Here is a 15,789-nt window from a genome sequence, read left to right as displayed (position 1 = left end):
CGAGCGCGGGCCAGCACTCGACGGTTTCCGGTCGACCAGGCAGTGCCACGCACCGGCCGGCGACCAGGCGGGGCCACCTGGCGGACCAGGCACCGCCCACGACCTGCGGTCCGGCGGCCCCACCTGCCGGACCGGCCACCAACCGTGCGCCGGACCGGCCACCAACCGTGCCAGGTGGGATCAGGCGATCTCGGCCGTCGTACCGGACTCGGTGTCGTGCGCCGGCTGCTCGGTCGACCGGCCGGGCTCCCGCTCGGCGGTGTCGTCCGCGGAACGGGCAGCGGCTGCTGGACCACCACTCGGGGATGGATCGACGACCGGCTCCTCGGCAGCCTGCGGCGGCCGGCGGCGGAGCCGTCCCGGACCGGCCGAGGCGGGCGGACCGACCGCCTCCGACCAGCGTGCCGACAGCTCGGGCAGCTCCATCCGGGACCGCTTGGCGCCGTTCGCCCCGCTGCTGCCGACGATCGGATCCACGCCCGCCCGGTCCACCGTGTGATCCGGTTCGGCCGGCGGTTCCGGCACCGCCGGCTCGACAGCCGTCTCCGGTCCACCCGGGTCGTCCGGCAACGCTACGTCCGGCGGGGCCACGACCGGCAACGCTACGTCCGGCAACGCTGCGACCGGCGGAACCACGACCGGCAACGCCGCGACCGGCGGGGCCACGACCGGCAACGCTACGTCCGGCGGGGCCACGACCGGCAACGCTGCGACCGGCGGGGCCACGACCGGCAACGCTGCGACCGGCGGAGCCTCCCCGGTCGGCGGCATCGCCGGTCGCATGACCGGCGCAGCCAGCGCTGCGGGCACGGCGGGCGCTGCGGGCGGAACCGTCCGGGGTCCCGGAAGCGCCGGACCCCGCCCGGGAGCGGCGGGCCGGCTCGGGGCGAGCCGGGGCGGCACCGCCTCCGGCGCGGCGACCGGGGCCAGGCCGGCGACCAGCGTGTCGACGATCTCGGCGGCGTAGGCGCCCTCCGGGTCGTAGTCGGGGTCAAAGACGGTGATCTCGACGCCGAGGCAGTGCGGGGTGTCGACCAGCCCGGCCAGCAGCAACTCCAGCTCGGTGAAGGCGATCCCGCCCGGGTCCGGTGCGTCCACCGCCGGCATCACCGCCGGGTCGAGCACGTCGACGTCGACGTGTACCCAGTAACCGGCGCAGTCGGTCAACTGGTCGTGCGCCCACTGTGCGGTCCGGGCCGCCCCCTCCACCCGGAGCGCCGGCACCGGCCGGGTGATGATCCCGGCCGCCTGGAGGTCGAGCCGGTACTCGTCGTGGGCGCGGATGCCGAGCACCACCACGTCGATGTCCCGGAAGTACGGCCGGCGACCCTCGATCGCGGCCAGGTCGGCCTGCCCCCGCCCGGTGACCAGGGCCAGGTCCTCGCCGGCCGCCGCGCCGACGTACGACGCGTTGCCGGGGTGCCGGAAGTCCGAGTGGCCGTCCACGAACACCAGGCCGATCCGGCCGCCGACCGCCTCGCCCAGCCGGTGCATGGCGAGTGCCGAACCGAGCAGGATCGAGCAGTCCCCGCCGAGCACCAGCGGGAACTCACCCTGGTCGATGATGCCGCCGATCCGGTCGGCCAACTCCATCGAGTAGTGCGCGATGGAACCGGCGTGGCACACCCCGTCCCCGGGACGCCAGTCACCCGGGTCGTACCGGGGCGGGGTGAGGCAGCCGGCGTCCCGGGCGGCGAGCCGGGCGATCAGGTCGTGGTCACGCAGCGCGCCGGGCGCCTTGCCGCAGCCCGGCACCGACGTGGGGGTCGGCGGGCGCAGGCCCAGGTTGGACGGGGCGTCCAGGACGGCGATCCGGCGCATAGTGTGCTCCCGTCCGGTATCGCGGCTGCCAGGCCGGCACGCGCGCTGCTCGTACTGCCTATTGTCTAGAAGAGCGCACGCGAGAGCGCCCTCCGGGCGCTGGCCACCGCAGGATCGTCCGGACCGGCGATGGTGAACAGGGACACCAGGTGCTGCCGGGCAGCCTCCCGGTCATCGCCGGCCGTCCGACGGACCAGTTCGACGAGCCGGGCGTACGCCTGCTCCGCCAGACCGCTGAGCACCTCGATGTCGGCGGCGAGCAACTGTGCCGGTACGTCGTCGGGTGCCTTCTCGGCCGCGGCCAGCGCCGCCGCCGGGTCCGCACCGCTCACCCGGCGGGCCAGCGACACGTGCGCCAGCCCGGCCTCGGCCGCCGCGTCCGACGGCGCGTCCGAAAGGATCTTCTTGTACGCCCGCTCGGCCGCGTCCAGGTCACCGCTGATCAGTGCCTCGTCGGCCTCGGTGAGCCGGGGGTCCTCCGGGGTCTCCACCGACACCCCGCCGGCCTTGAGCACGGCGCCGATCCACTGCCGCAACTGCGCCTCGGGCACCACCCCGGCGAAGGCGTCGACCGGCTGGCCGCCCACCACCGCGTAGACCATCGGGATGCTCTGGATCCGGAACATCTGCGCGAGCCGTGGGTTGGCGTCCACGTCGACCTTGGCGAGTACCCACGCACCCGCGCCCTCGGCCGCGAGCCGCTCCAGCACCGGGGACAGTTGCTTGCAGGGCTCGCACCACTCGGCCCAGAAGTCGATCACGACCGGGGTGGTCAGGGAGCGTTCCAGCACCTCGGACTGGAACGTGGCCTCGGTGACGTCGATCACCGTGACGCCGCCCGCGCCCGCCCCGGGTGTGTTCGGCGGCGTCCCGCCGGGGATGCCGGGGCCGGCCGACGGGGTAGCTGCTGCCGCTGGCTTCGCGGGCGTCTGGGCGGCGCGCAGCGCGCCGAGGTCGACCGCGCCGCGCGTGAAGATCGACGAGGTGATCCGTGGGTCGCTCATGGTTCCCTAGTCTCGCACGCGGGTGCGCGAACCCCGCCCAACCGCCGCTGCCCGACAGATGCCAACCGGCAGCGCGACCGCCGGACCACCCGGCCGGGCCGGCCGGGTGTGCGAGGCTCAGAACCGGGCCGGCTCACGGTAGACGCCCCACTCGGCGCGCAGCGCGTCGCAGATCTCCCCGAGGGTGGCCTCGGCCCGTACGGCGGCCAGCATCGGCGGGATCAGGTTCTCGCCGGTCCGGGCGACCTCGACCATCCGGGCCAGTGCCGCCGTCACCGCCGCGTCGTCCCGGCCGGCCTTGCGGGCGGCGAGCACCCGCTGCTGCTCCAGCTCCACCTCGTGCGAGACGCGCAGGATCTCCAGCTCCTTGGCGACCGTACCGGTGTGGCAGTTCACGCCGACGATCTTCTTGTCGCCCTTCTCCAGCGCCTGCTGGTAGGTGAAGGCCGACTCGGCGATCTGGCCGGTGAACCAGCCGTCCTCGATGCCGCGCAGGATGCCGGAGGTCATCGGGCCGATCTGGTGCGGGCCCTCGCCGCCGAGTTGCCGGATCCGGGCGAAGATCTCCTCCGCCTCCGCCTCCAGCCGGTCGGTCAGCGCCTCGACGTACCAGGAGCCGCCGAGCGGGTCGGCGACGTTCGTCACCCCGGTCTCCTCCATCAGCACCTGCTGGGTACGCAGGGCGATCTCCGCCGACGAGTCGGTGGGCAGCGCGAGGGTCTCGTCCAGTGCGTTTGTGTGCAGCGAGTTGGTGCCGCCGAGCACCGCCGCCAGCGCCTCGACGGCGGTACGCACCACGTTGTTGACCGGCTGCTGGGCGGTCAGCGAGACTCCGGCGGTCTGGGTGTGGAAGCGCAGCCAGAGCGCCCGCTCGTCGGTGGCGCCGTACACCTCGCGGAGCCAGCGGGCCCAGATCCGCCGGGCGGCCCGGAACTTGGCGATCTCCTCGAAGAAGTCGACGTGCGAGTCGAAGAAGAAGCTCAGCCCGGGTGCGAAGACGTTGACGTCCAGTCCCCGGCTCAGCCCCAGCTCGACGTAGCCGAACCCGTCCGCCAGGGTGTACGCCAGCTCCTGCGCGGCCGTCGACCCGGCCTCCCGGATGTGGTAGCCGGAGACCGACAGCGGCTTGTAACGCGGGATCTCCCGGGCGCAGTACTCCATCAGGTCGCCGATCAGCCGCAGGTGCGGCTCGGGGTCGAAGAGCCACTCCTTCTGCGCGATGTACTCCTTGAAGATGTCCGTCTGGAGGGTGCCGTCCAGTGTGGAGATGTCGGCGCCCTGCCGCTCGGCGGCGACGAGGTACATGCAGAAGACCGGCACCGCCGGCCCGGAGATGGTCATCGAGGTGGTGACGGCGGCCAGGTCGATGCCGTCGAAGAGCACCTCCATGTCGGCGGCCGAGTCGACGGCGACGCCGCAGTGCCCGACCTCGCCGAGCGCCTGCGGATCGTCGGAGTCCCGGCCCATCAGGGTCGGCATGTCGAAGGCGACCGAGAGGCCGCCGCCGCCCGCGCCGAGGATCATCCGGTAGCGCTCGTTGGTCTGCCGGGCGTTGCCGAAGCCGGCGAACTGCCGGATCGTCCAGGTCCGTCCCCGGTAGCCGGTCGGATACAACCCCCGGGTGTACGGATATTCGCCCGGCCAGCCGATCCGGTCGAACCGGGGGTCGGCGGTGCCCTCGGGTGGTCCGTAGACCGGTTCGACGGGTAGCCCGGAGAGGGTGGTGAAGTCCGCCTCCCGCTTGCGTGCCGCGTCGTACCGGGCCTGCCAGCGGGCTCTCCCGGCGGCGATGTCGTCGGCGTTCATCGCAGGGGCCTCCTCGCGCTCTCGACTGAGCCCGAGTGTAGAGGGGAGCCCTGAACGATCGCTAAGGTAGCCCCGCGATCAAGGTACGGCGCCCGCGATCAGGGGATCTTCCGACGTCGAGCCGGTACGGTTCCGGGCGGAAGATCCCTGATCACGGCGATTGCGGCCGGGTCGGCCGGCGGACGGGCGCCCGCCCACCGCGCGGTCAGGCCCCGGCGGCCGGCGGGGTGTTCAGCTCGATGTCGTCCACCTTGACGTTCACCTCGGCGACCGTGAGGCCGTACTTCTCCACCGCCTCGATGACCTTCGCCCGGACCGCCTCGGTCACCTCCTGTACGACGTGCCCGGCCTCGATCACCAGCACGATCCTGATCGTCGCGCTGGTCCCCTTCACCTCGGCCGAGACACCCCGTCCGGCGTCGCCCACCTCGTCCAGGCCGACCCTGTCCAGCACACTGTTGAAGAACCGGGCGACGTCGCCACCGAGATCGGCGACACCGGGCACCGAGCGGGCCGCCGTACCGGCGATCTTCTCGATGACCTCTTCGGACACTTCGGTGCCGCCCCTCGGGGCCGCGGCGGGTGCCGCCGGTGCGGCACTCTCGGCGGCCTGGCCGGAATCGTTCTGAACCTCGGTCATTCTCGTCTCTCTCCCCTGGTCTCGACGGCCTGCACGGCGCCGTCGGCGTTGTCGGAGCCTATCCGCCCCGGGCGAACCAGCGGCGGACCTGACACATTCTCGGCTCTGTCGGGTCGGCCCCGCGATCCCACACGGCAATGGTCGGGCGGTGGTCGAGTCATGGTTCTCCGGTCGTGGTTCTGCGGCGGGAGGCAAGGAACGTACAAGACCGTCGGCCGTCGACGGGACAGGCTCGGTGCGACGACCGAACAGAGGAGGTTGCCCCATGACCGCTGCCGTCCCGACGGCCGGGCCGGAGCCGGCCCGGGTCCGCTTCGACACCAAGATCGCCATTCTGCTCCGGGACGACCTCGCCACCTGGCAACGGCTGAACGTGACGGCGTTCCTGACCAGCGGCGTCGCCGGGGCGGAACCGGAGTTGCTCGGCGCCGACTACCTGGACGCCGACGACACCCGGTACCTGCCGATGTTCAGGCAGCCGGTGCTGGTCTTCGCCGGCAGCCGAGACGTCCTGGTCGGGGCGCACCGGCGAGCCGTCGAGCGGGGCATGCGGGTGGCGATCTTCACCGAACAGCTCTTCTCGACCGGCAACGACCGGGACAACCGGGCCGCCGTACGGGCGGTCGGGCGGGACCGGCTCGACCTGGTGGGGCTGGCCGTGCACGGGCCGAGGAACGCCGTCGACAAGGTGTGCAAGGGCGCCGTGCTGCACCCGTGACCGCAGTGGCGGTCAGCCGTCGGAGAGGTCGAGCTGGTCGAGCAGTTCCCGGGCCGCCGCGTACGGGTCGAGGGAGCCGTCGGCCACCCGGGCGGCGAGCGCCGCGAGCGGCGTACCCGCGCGGAGCGAGCCCATCCGGTCCCGGAGGGTGCCGAGCGCGATCGCCTCGACCTCGGCGGCGGCCCGGGCCTCCCGGCGGCGACGCAGTTCGCCGTGCTCGACCAGCCAGCCGTGGTGCTTCTCGACGGCGGTGACCAGTTCGTCGATCCCCTCGCCCCGGGCGGCCACCGCACGCACCACCCGAGGGCGCCACTGCCCCGGGCCGCGCTCGCCCAGCGCGATCATCCCGTTGATGTCCCGCACGGTGGCGTCGGCGCCGTCCCGGTCGGCCTTGTTGACCACGAAGACGTCGGCGATCTCCAGGATGCCGGCCTTGACCGCCTGGATCGCGTCGCCCATCCCCGGCGCCAGCAGCACCAGCGTGGTGTCGGCCAGCGAGGCCACCTCCACCTCGGCCTGGCCGACCCCGACGGTCTCCACGAGTACGACGTCGCAGCCGGCCCCCTCCAGCACCCGGACCGCCTGCGGGGTGGCCGCCGCCAACCCGCCGAGGTGTCCCCGGCTGGACATGGACCGGATGTAGACCCCGGGGTCGGTGGCGTGGTCCTGCATCCGGACCCGGTCGCCGAGGATCGCCCCGCCGGTGAACGGGCTGGACGGGTCCACCGCGAGCACCCCGACCCGGTGGTCCCGGGCCCGCAGTGCCCGGACCAGTTCGTTGGTGGTGGTCGACTTCCCCACCCCGGGCGAACCGGTCAACCCGATCACCTGGGCCCGCCCGGTGTACGGCGCCAGCGCCGCCGCCACCTGCGGCAACAGTTCGTCACCGGACTCGACCAGCGTGATCAGCCGGGCCACCGCCCGGGGATCACCCGCCCGGGCCCGGTCGACAAGCATCGGCACGTCCCGGCTGCGCCGCACCGGACCGCCCCGGTCGGCCCCCGCCGACCCCGGCGATGCCGACCCGGCTGACGACTCCGCCGAGCCGCCAACCTGCTTCCGGCCGGCAGCCTGCTCCGGGCCGCCAACCTGCCCCGGGCCGGCAGTCTGCTTCGGGTCGCCAACCTGCTCCGGGCCGGCAGGCTGTGCAGCCGTCCGCTCGGGGACGGACGGTTCCGGCACGGCCGGCTGCGGGGCCGACGCTGCCGTCACTCCCGCCCGCCGGCCTGTCCCGGTACGCCGGCAGCCTGCCCCGGCGCGCCCGCCGGTCCCGGCACGTGCACGATCAGCGCGTCGCCCTGTCCACCGCCGCCGCAGAGCGCCGCCGCGCCCGTACCGCCGCCCCGGCGGCGCAGCTCCATCGCCAGGCTGAGCACCAGCCGGGCGCCGGACATCCCGATCGGGTGGCCCAGCGCGATCGCGCCACCGTTGACGTTCACGATTTCCGGGGAGACGCCGAGGTCCCGGGTCGACTTGACGCCGACCTGCGCGAACGCCTCGTTGATCTCGATCAGGTCCAGGTCGCCGACACCGAGCCCGGCCTTGCGCAGCGCGTGCTCGATGGCGTTCGCCGGCTGCGAGTGCAGCGAGTTGTCCGGACCGGCCACGTTGCCGTGCGCGCCGACCTCGGCCAGCCAGGTCAGCCCCAGTTCCTTCGCCTTGGCCTTGCTCATCACCACCACCGCGCAGGCGCCGTCGGAGATCGGCGAGGAGCTGCCGGCGGTGATCGTCCCGTCCGGGGTGAACGCCGGGCGCAGCCGGGCCAGCGAATCGGCGGTGGTGTCCGGGCGTACGCCCTCGTCCTCGCTGATCACCAGCGGGTCGCCCTTCCGCTGCGGCACCGTCACCGGGACGATCTCCTCGGCGAAGGCGCCGTTCTTCTGCGCGGCGGCGGCCCGCTGGTGGCTGGCGGCGGCGAAGGCGTCCTGTTCGGCCCGGGTGATCCCGTGCCGGGCGTTGTGCCGCTCGGTGGACTCGCCCATCGCGCAGCAGTCCCACGGATCGGTGAGGCCGTCCAGCGCCGTGTGGTCCTTCACCACGACGTCGCCGTACTTGTAGCCGGCCCGCTGACCGAGCAGCAGGTGCGGCGCGTTGGTCATCGACTCCATCCCGCCGGCCACCACGATGTCGAACTCGCCGGCCCGGATGAGCTGGTCGGCCAGGGCGATCGCGTCCAGGCCGGAGAGGCAGACCTTGTTGATCGTCAGCGCCGGTACGGACATCGGGATGCCCGCCTCGACGGCCGCCTGGCGGGCGGGGATCTGACCGGCACCGGCCTGGAGCACCTGACCCATGATCACGTACTGCACCTGGTCGGCGGGGACACCCGAGCGCTCCAGGGCGGCCCGGATGGCGATCCCGCCGAGCTTCGTCGCCGAGAAGTCCTTGAGATTGCCGAGCAGCCGACCCATCGGGGTACGGGCGCCGTTGACGATCACAGATGCCATGGGAACTGTCGCCTCCGGGGGGCCTGGCGGAGCGCCTTAACGTTGGTTAGGTCAGACTAGCCTGGTGGACATGGACAACCCGGACGGCCCCGCTGCCGACTATCTCACAGGCATCGGCCTGCTCGGCATCGACCACGTCGGGGTGGCCGTCTCCGACCTCGACGTGGCGATCGAGTTCTACCAGCGGGTCTTCGGGATGCGGTGCGTGCACACCGAGACCAACTCCGAGCAGGGGGTCCGGGAGGCGATGCTCCGGGTCGGCCCGACGCCGGCCGGCGGCTGCGTACAACTGCTGGCGCCGCTGACACCGGAGTCCACGATCGCGAAGTTCCTGGACCGCAGCGGGCCCGGGGTGCAGCAGGTCGCCTACCGGGTGGCGGACGTCGACGCCGCCTGCGCGGCGCTGCGCGACCGGGGCGTACGGGTGCTCTACGAGACACCGAAACGCGGCACCGCCGGCTCCCGGGTCAACTTCGTGCATCCCCGGGACGCCGGCGGCGTACTCGTCGAACTGGTCGAACCCGCCGCGTCGAGCTGAACCGGCCGTGTCCCCGGCCGTCAGGCCGGTCCGGTCCCGCTGGGACTTCGTCGCTGCCGTCAGGCCGGCACGGTGTCGTACGACTCGACCAGCTCGGCTGGCAGCGGGGTCAGGTCGGTGGCCCGACGGAAGTCGCCGAGCGTGGTACCGGTGCACTCGGAGTCGACGTTCCGGGCGCCGGCCCGGGCCCGCACGTCGGCCAGGTTGACCGCCCGGAAGTCGATGGAGAACCGGGTCCGGCCGGAGGTGTTCGGCACGGTGGTGTGCAGTTGCGCGCCGGAGAAGACCAGTACCCCGCCGGGCGGGGTGACCACCCGCAGGTCGGGCTCCCCCTCCAACTCCTGCTCCAGGCCGGGTTGCCGGCGGGTCTCGGCATGCACCTGCGCGGCGGCGGCGGTCCGGCCGTGCGCCACCCACTCGGCGTAGTTGTAGTCCCGGGAACTGTTCCGCACCCCGGTGTGGAAGTACCCCGGGTGGAAGGCCATCACGTTCGACTCCACCACGTCGTACACCGGCAGCCAGAAGTTGAGCTGGGACATCGGGGCGGAGAACCAGGTGTCCCGGTGCGACTCGAACTGGAGCGTCAGCCCCGCGTTCAGGTATTCGCTTGTCATCGAGCGCAGCCGGGGTACGTCGAAGTAGGTCTGCGCCGGGTCGGCCCCGAGGTCGGAGAGGAGTCCCCGGACGAGTTCCGCACTGCGCGGGTGGTTGATGAAGCTGGGCTTGAGGTCGGCCAGCACCCGTACGTAGTCCGGGCCGGCCAGGTGGTGCTGCGCCTCGGGCGGGAAGTGCGGTGCGAAGGCGGTCTCGGTCATCTGCCGGGCGAAGGCGATCAGCGCCATCGAGTGCGGCGTCGGCGAGTAGACGAACAGGTCCCCGGCGAAGAGCCGTTCCCGACGCTCGTCGTCGGACATCGGCGAGTCGAAGTGCAGCACCGTCACTGCGGCCTCCTGCGGTAGCTCCCGGTAGGTCTTTGCCCAGCGGGTCACGCTGGGGTGCGCAGCGGTCACGCTAGGCGGCCGGCCGGCGACCGGGAAGGAGCCGTCCGGTCGGGCCGGTACCCGTGTCGACAATCCGACTTCACGTTCGGCGCCCGGCCGGGAACACCCTGTGCACCGCCGCCGGCACATAGAGTCGGGCGATGCCACCCGCGCAGCCCGCCGCGCCCGCCGGGGCGTACGCCTCCTCGGCGCCGCCGTCGGCGCGTACCGGATCGTCCGGCGCACCGGCCGGAGCCGGTCCCCGGCCGCGGCCGTTCCGGTTCACCGCCGCGATGCCGGGGCTGGACCGGCCGGTGGCCCGGTGGCGCGACGAGATCCGCCGGATCGAGGGGCTCGGCTTCGACTCGGTCGCGGTCTCCGACCACTTCACCGGCGGCTGGGCGATGGACCCGCTGGTGGCGATGACCGTCGCCGCCGAGGCGACGACCCGGCTCCGGGTACTGGGCATGGTCTTCTGCAACGACTTCCGGCATCCGGTACTCCTGCACAAGGCGCTGGCCAATCTCGACGTCTTCTCCGGGGGCCGGGTGGAGTTCGGACTCGGCGCCGGCTGGCTCCGGGACGACCACGACGCGGCGGGCCTGCCCTTCGACCCTCCGGCGGTACGCGTCGCGCGGCTGGCCGAGTCGATCGAGATCCTGCTCCGGCTCTTCGGTGACAAGCCGGTCGACTTCACCGGGCGGCACTACCAGGTCAGCGGGCTGGCCGGGCTGCCGGAGCCGGTGCAGCGCCCGCATCCCCCGCTGCTGGTCGGTGGCGGCAGCCGGCGGATCCTCGAACTGGCCGGCCGGCACGCCGACATCGTCGGGATCAACCCCCGGCTCGCCCCGGACGTCGACCCGCTGGCCGCGCTGGCGGAGATGAGACCGGAACGCTTCGCCCAGAAGGTGGCCTGGGCCAGGGAGGCGGCGGCGACCGCCGGTCGGGATCCGGCCGACCTGGAGTTCCAGTCGCGGATGTTCGACGTACGGGTGCTGCACCGTGGCGTGGAGCACCGGGCGTCGTCCAGTCACGCCCGGCTCGTCGACCCGGCCGCGCTGGCCGCCTCGCCGTCGGTGTTGCACGGCGGTGTCGACGAGTGCGCCGAGCGGCTGCTCGCACTCCGCGAGCGGTACGGCGTCAGCTACTGGCACCTCGGCGGCAACCTGGACGCCGCCGCCCCGATCGTGGCCCGGCTGGCGGGACGGTGAACCCGTCGAATTCCGGCGGCGGAATCGATCCGAACCGGCGGTGCCGGCACCGTCCCGGAGTCCCGCGCCGACGCCGTCCGAAGGTCCCGCGTGGGCACTGTCCGGAGGGGTTCCGAGCACAGTAGATCTGGCAAAGAGAACCGCCGTCCGGCGGGTTGAGTTGACCTTGTGAACTGGGCGCGATAGTACGGCTCGGCCCTTGCGAAGCACCCCGGTAAGTCTGCAAGTATGTCCCAATGCCCCAGCAGCAGTCCTCCCCTCTCGCGTTCTTCGACAACGCGAACTCACAGCCAGACTTCACGGTCGCCCTGCGCGGCTACGACCGTGAGCAGGTCAACGGTCATCTGGGCCGGTTGAACGCCGCTCTGAACCAGTCCGAGCAGGCCCGCGCCGAGGCCGAGCAGCGGATGAACGACGCCCAGCGTCGGCTCCGCCAGGCCGAGCAGCGGCTCGCGTCGGTGGAGCAGAAGCTCACCGACACCAACAAGCAACTCGAAGAGAACAACCGCCCCACCCTCTCCGGTCTGGGCACCCGGGTCGAGCAGATCCTGCGCCTCGCCGAGGAGCAGGCGAACGACCACCGTGGCGAGGCCAAGCGCGAGTCGGAGGGCATCCTCTCGGCCGCCCGGCTGGAGGCGCGGGAGATCACCGACAAGGCGCGTGCCGAGGCCGCCGCGATGAAGGCCTCCGCCGAGCGGGAGGCGGGCAGCGTACGCACCGCCGCCGAGCGGGAGGCCGCCGAGGTCCGGGTGCAGGCCCGCCGGGAGGCGGACACCCTGCGCGCCGACGCCGAGCGGGAGACCAAGCAGCTCCGTACGGTCACCGCGCACGAGGTCGCCGAGCTGAAGTCCACGGTCGAGCGGGAGGTCGCCACCCTCCGGGCCACCGCCGAGCGGGAGATCACCCAGCAGCGGGCCAAGGCGGCCCGGGAGGCCGAGGAGAAGCGCGCCGAGGCGACCAAGCTGCTCACCGACGCCCGGGACAAGCGGGACAAGGACCTCCAGGCGCTGGAGCTCCAGCTCGCCGAGCGCCGGGAGAAGGCCGAGCGCGAGGAGTCGGAGCGGCACGCCGCGCAGGTGGCGCAGACCCAGAAGCTGGTCGCCGAGGCCGAGCAGCGGGCCCGGGCGGCGCAGGACCGCGCCAAGGAGATCGAGCAGCGCGCCGAGGCCCGCCGGGTGGAGTCGGAGCGGAACGCCGCCGAGACCATCGACAAGGCGAAGGCACTGGCCGACAAGACCCTCAACGAGGCTCGTGCCGAGGCGCACCGCCTGCTCACCGAGGCGCGCACCGAGGCCGACCTGACCACGCAGGCGGCCCGCCGCGAGGTCGAGGACCTCACCCGGCAGAAGGACGCCGTCACCTCGCAGCTCGGCCAGATGCTCTCCGGCCTGGCCGGCATCGTGCCGGGTGTGGGTGGGGCGCCGGCCGCCAAGGCCGAGCCGGCCAAGCCGGCCGCCGCCGCCGACAAGGACGAGGCGGAGGAGCGGGTTCCCGCCGACACGGCGAGCTGATCCGACGACGACGGTCGCGGGTCGGGCTGCGGGGCAGCAGCACGGCAGGGGCCGTACCGGAGTTTCCGGTACGGCCCTGTGTGCTGCCCGGCGTACGGCCCGACAGGTCGGATAATGTCCCGACCGGTGAGCTTCGTCCCATCAGCCCCGCCGGGTATCGCCGCAGAACTGGGCGACCCGTGTGAGGATGGGAGTATGTCGCACGGCGAGGAACTGTTTGCCCTGAACGGGGATGTGGCTACGGAGCCGAGCTTCGAGCCGGCCTTTCGGGGCTACGACAAGGGGCAGGTGGATCGGTACGTCGCTCGCGCCGAGAACGATATCGCCACCCTGGCGGCCCAGCGTGAGCACGCGTACAGCCAGATCCACAATCTGGCCGGCCAGGTCGAGGTGCTGCAACGCGACCTGACGGCGGTACGACGGCAGATCGGCGTGGTGGACCGGGCGTCGTTCCGGCACCTCGGTCCGGTGGTCGAACAGATCCTGACGCTCGCCGAGGAACAGGCCGAGATCATCCACCGGGACACCCTCCAGGAGATCGAGGCTCGGCGGGCCGAGGCGGAGCAGGTGCTGGAGGATGCCCGCCAGCAGGCCGCCGACGCGCTGCGCGACTTCGAACTCGCCCTCGCCGCCCGCCGGGCGGAGGAGGAGAAGCTCAACACGGCCCGCCGAGCCGAGGCGGACGCCGCCGTCACCGCCGCCGCCGAGGAGGCCACCCGACTCCGCGAAGCCGCCCAGGCCGCGTTCGAGAAGGCCAAGCAGGAGGGTTCCGAGCTGCGCAACCGGGCCGCCGAGGAGGCGAACCGGCTGCGCGAGGCCAGCCAGGCGGCGCACGCCAAGGCGGTGCAGGAGGCCAAGCAGCTCCGGGACACCGCGGAGCAGGAGGCGAACCGGCTCACCGAGCTGACCGCCGCCCAGGCCCAGGAGCTGACCGAGCGGACCGAACGGGAGAGCCAGCAGGTCGTCGAGCGCGCCCGCCAGGAGTCCGCGCGGTTGCGGCACGCGGCCCAGCACGAGGCCAACCGGCTCCGGGACGCCGCCCAGCAGGAAGCGACCCGGCTGCGCGAAGCGGGGCAGGCGGCACACGTCAAGGCCCAGCAGGAGGCGCAGCGGCTCACCGACGCGGCGGCCCAGGAAGCCGACCGCATGATCGAGATTGCCAAGCAGGAGGCGACCCGGCTGCGCGAGGCCGGCCAGGGGCTGCACGCGAAGGCGAAGCACGAGGCCACCCAGCTCCGCGAGGCCGGGCAGGCGGCGCACGCCAAGGCGCAGCAGGAGGCGGCCCGGATCAACGAGGAGACCGCCGAGTACGTCCGGAAGTCCCGTGCCGACGTCGAGGAGTACGCCCAGAAGGTGCGGGCGGAGACGCAGCAGGAGCTGGGCGCCTGGCGGGCCGGTGTCGAGCAGGAGATCAACCGGCGTACCACCGCCGCCGAGCAGGAGATCGCCGCCCAGCGGACCGCCGCCGAGGAGGAGCTGAGCGCCGGCCGGTCCGCCCTGGAGGAGGAGCTGGCCGCCTACCGGGCCGGTGCCGACCGCGAGTTCAACCAGCGCAAGGCCGAGCTGGAGCAGCAGTTCGAGGCTCGGCAGACCGAGCTGGAGCAGCAGCTCGACGCGCGGCGGACCGAGCTGGAGGAGTCGTACGAGACCCGTCGGGCGGAGATCGAGGGCGGCGCCGACCGGGTCCGCCAGGAGGCCGACGAGTACGCCGCCCGGGTGCGCGGCGAGGCCGAGGAGAAGGCCGCCGAGATCCGGCGGGAGGCCGAGGAGCGGCTCGCCGAGCTGCACCGGCAGGCGGAGGAGCAGGCCAGCACGTCCCGCCGCCAGTTCGAGGAGTACATGGCGACGGCGCAGCAGCACCTGGCCACCACCCAGCAGCACCTGGCCAGTACGCAGCAGGAGGCGGCGGCCGGCCGGCAGCAGTTGGCCGAGGTGATGCAGGAGATCGCCGAGGCGCAGCAGTCGCTCGCCGACATCCGGCAGGAGACGGTGGCCTCCCGGCAGGAGTCCGACCGGATCCAGCGGCAGCTCGCCGCCGCGCAGACGCAGCTCGCCGGCGAGCAGGACCGGTTGACCGGCACGGAACAGTCGGCCCAGCAGGCGGAGCAGCAGTTGGCACAGGCCGAGGCCGACATGCAGCAGATCGTCGAGGCCGCCGCCGAGCAGGTCGCCGCCGAGCAGACCGGGGCGTCCGGCGAGACGTCCGGGACGTCCCGGGTGACCGAGCCGGTGACCGCCGGCGCCGACGGCGGCGGCATCGAGGGCGAGCCGACCGTGGCGGCGGTGCCCGGCACCGGCGGCCGGGAGCCGATGCCGACCCGGATCACCAGCACCGGCGACTCCGGCAAGCGCAGCGGCAAGCCGACCGTCGAGGACCAGGGCACCAAGTCGAACAAGGTGACGGTCGACTCCGAGTAGCTTCCGCCGCCGGTACGGGCCGGCGCGCAGGCACCGGCCCGTACCCCGGGCTCGACTCAGAAGCCGGGCGTCACCTTGAACCACGTGCTCTGGCCGGTCTTCGGCAGCACCGTGCCCTCGACGTCGGCGCCCGCGTCGACGCGTACCGTCGCCGTCCTGGTGTCACCGCCGGTCTCGGTGATGAACGGGAAGACGATGCGGCGGCCCTCGCCCGGGGCTAGCGGGTTGGTGATGCAGACCTCCCGGTCCGGGCGCCCGTGGCCGATCGGGCAGTCCCACGACCAGATCGCGTGCTCGGCGTGGTCGGCCCCGTTGTTCAGGAAGGTGATCATCGGGTACTGGATCGTCTTCCTGGTCGGGTTGATGATCGTCACCGTGGTGGTGCCCCGGCGCCACCCGTCCGCTTCCAGCGGCCCGTACGCCAGGTCGGTCGCGCTGATCCCGAGCCGGGTGTTCGCCGGCCGGTCCGCCGGAGCCGCCGATGCCGCCGCCGGAGCCAACGCGCCGAGCGCCATTCCGACCGTCACCGCGATTGCCCCGGCCCGGCGCCGTCCTGCGATCGTGCTGTTCATTCGTCCTCCTCTGCCGGCCCCCTGTCGGAGCCACGCCGGTAACACATCCCGGGTGGACGGATCGTTGCGGCGATTGTTGTCAGGAAGACGTCACCCGGTCAGGACCCGATCGACACCTGGAGG

12 protein-coding genes and 1 pseudogene are annotated in these 15,789 nt (G+C 73.0%); 5 read left to right on the top strand and 8 right to left on the bottom strand.

The window, feature by feature from the left end; genetic code table 11:
- Positions 1-687 precede the first annotated feature (687 nt).
- From Pen02_RS33425 to Pen02_RS33410, 4 genes and pseudogenes are all read right to left on the bottom strand, one after another.
- Positions 688-1,821 (bottom strand): annotated as a pseudogene (locus Pen02_RS33425) (arginase family protein); the annotation flags it as partial.
- A 65-nt stretch (positions 1,822-1,886) separates the two neighbouring features.
- Positions 1,887-2,825: a tetratricopeptide repeat protein gene (locus Pen02_RS33420; RefSeq protein WP_203870172.1), complete on the bottom strand. Its 939-nt coding sequence runs from the start codon at positions 2,823-2,825 to the stop codon at positions 1,887-1,889.
- 117 nt (positions 2,826-2,942) lie between these two features.
- Positions 2,943-4,631, bottom strand: coding sequence for a coenzyme B12-dependent isobutyryl-CoA mutase large subunit (gene icmA / locus Pen02_RS33415; RefSeq protein WP_203870171.1), 1,689 nt, complete (start codon positions 4,629-4,631; stop codon positions 2,943-2,945).
- 205 nt (positions 4,632-4,836) lie between these two features.
- Positions 4,837-5,271 (bottom strand): Asp23/Gls24 family envelope stress response protein, encoded by a 435-nt coding sequence (locus tag Pen02_RS33410; RefSeq protein ID WP_203870170.1) that lies wholly within the window; start codon positions 5,269-5,271, stop codon positions 4,837-4,839.
- Positions 5,272-5,536: 265 nt separating this feature from the next.
- Here Pen02_RS33410 and Pen02_RS33405 point away from each other — a divergent pair, with 265 nt between their 5' ends.
- Positions 5,537-5,989, top strand: a complete 453-nt coding sequence (locus Pen02_RS33405) for a DUF2000 domain-containing protein (protein ID WP_203870169.1) — start codon at positions 5,537-5,539, stop codon at positions 5,987-5,989.
- Positions 5,990-6,001: 12 nt separating this feature from the next.
- On the opposite strand, the gene meaB is transcribed toward Pen02_RS33405, so the two are convergent.
- Both meaB and Pen02_RS33395 read right to left on the bottom strand, forming a co-directional pair.
- Complete coding sequence (gene meaB, locus Pen02_RS33400) at positions 6,002-6,946, bottom strand: methylmalonyl Co-A mutase-associated GTPase MeaB (RefSeq protein ID WP_203870185.1); 945 nt, start codon at positions 6,944-6,946, stop codon at positions 6,002-6,004.
- Positions 6,947-7,197: 251 nt separating this feature from the next.
- Positions 7,198-8,436, bottom strand: coding sequence for an acetyl-CoA C-acetyltransferase (locus Pen02_RS33395; RefSeq protein ID WP_203870168.1), 1,239 nt, complete (start codon positions 8,434-8,436; stop codon positions 7,198-7,200).
- A gap of 70 nt (positions 8,437-8,506) precedes the next feature.
- Between Pen02_RS33395 and mce the strand changes: the two genes are divergently transcribed.
- Positions 8,507-8,974 (top strand): methylmalonyl-CoA epimerase, encoded by a 468-nt coding sequence (gene mce / locus Pen02_RS33390; RefSeq protein ID WP_203870167.1) that lies wholly within the window; start codon positions 8,507-8,509, stop codon positions 8,972-8,974.
- 59 nt (positions 8,975-9,033) lie between these two features.
- On the opposite strand, the gene Pen02_RS33385 is transcribed toward mce, so the two are convergent.
- Entirely contained in the window at positions 9,034-9,963 is a 930-nt protein-coding gene (locus tag Pen02_RS33385) for a phytanoyl-CoA dioxygenase family protein (RefSeq protein ID WP_239141722.1), read from the bottom strand.
- 152 nt (positions 9,964-10,115) lie between these two features.
- Between Pen02_RS33385 and Pen02_RS33380 the strand changes: the two genes are divergently transcribed.
- From Pen02_RS33380 to Pen02_RS33370, 3 genes are all read left to right on the top strand, one after another.
- Positions 10,116-11,165, top strand: coding sequence for a TIGR03621 family F420-dependent LLM class oxidoreductase (locus Pen02_RS33380; RefSeq protein WP_203870166.1), 1,050 nt, complete (start codon positions 10,116-10,118; stop codon positions 11,163-11,165).
- A gap of 236 nt (positions 11,166-11,401) precedes the next feature.
- On the top strand, positions 11,402-12,676 hold the full coding sequence (locus tag Pen02_RS33375; RefSeq protein WP_203870165.1) for a coiled-coil domain-containing protein: 1,275 nt from the start codon (positions 11,402-11,404) through the stop codon (positions 12,674-12,676).
- A 195-nt stretch (positions 12,677-12,871) separates the two neighbouring features.
- Positions 12,872-15,094 carry a hypothetical protein gene (locus Pen02_RS33370; protein ID WP_203870164.1) on the top strand — a complete coding sequence of 741 codons (2,223 nt, stop codon included), beginning with the start codon at positions 12,872-12,874 and terminating at the stop codon, positions 15,092-15,094.
- Positions 15,095-15,150: 56 nt separating this feature from the next.
- On the opposite strand, the gene Pen02_RS33365 is transcribed toward Pen02_RS33370, so the two are convergent.
- Positions 15,151-15,666: a hypothetical protein gene (locus tag Pen02_RS33365; protein WP_203870163.1), complete on the bottom strand. Its 516-nt coding sequence runs from the start codon at positions 15,664-15,666 to the stop codon at positions 15,151-15,153.
- Between the last annotated feature and the right edge of the window lie 123 nt (positions 15,667-15,789).

The organism is Plantactinospora endophytica, assembly GCF_016862915.1.
GTDB lineage: Bacteria > Actinomycetota > Actinomycetes > Mycobacteriales > Micromonosporaceae > Plantactinospora > Plantactinospora endophytica.
Note: the sequence above shows the minus strand (reverse complement) of the source record. Positions and strands in the feature narration are given on the sequence as shown.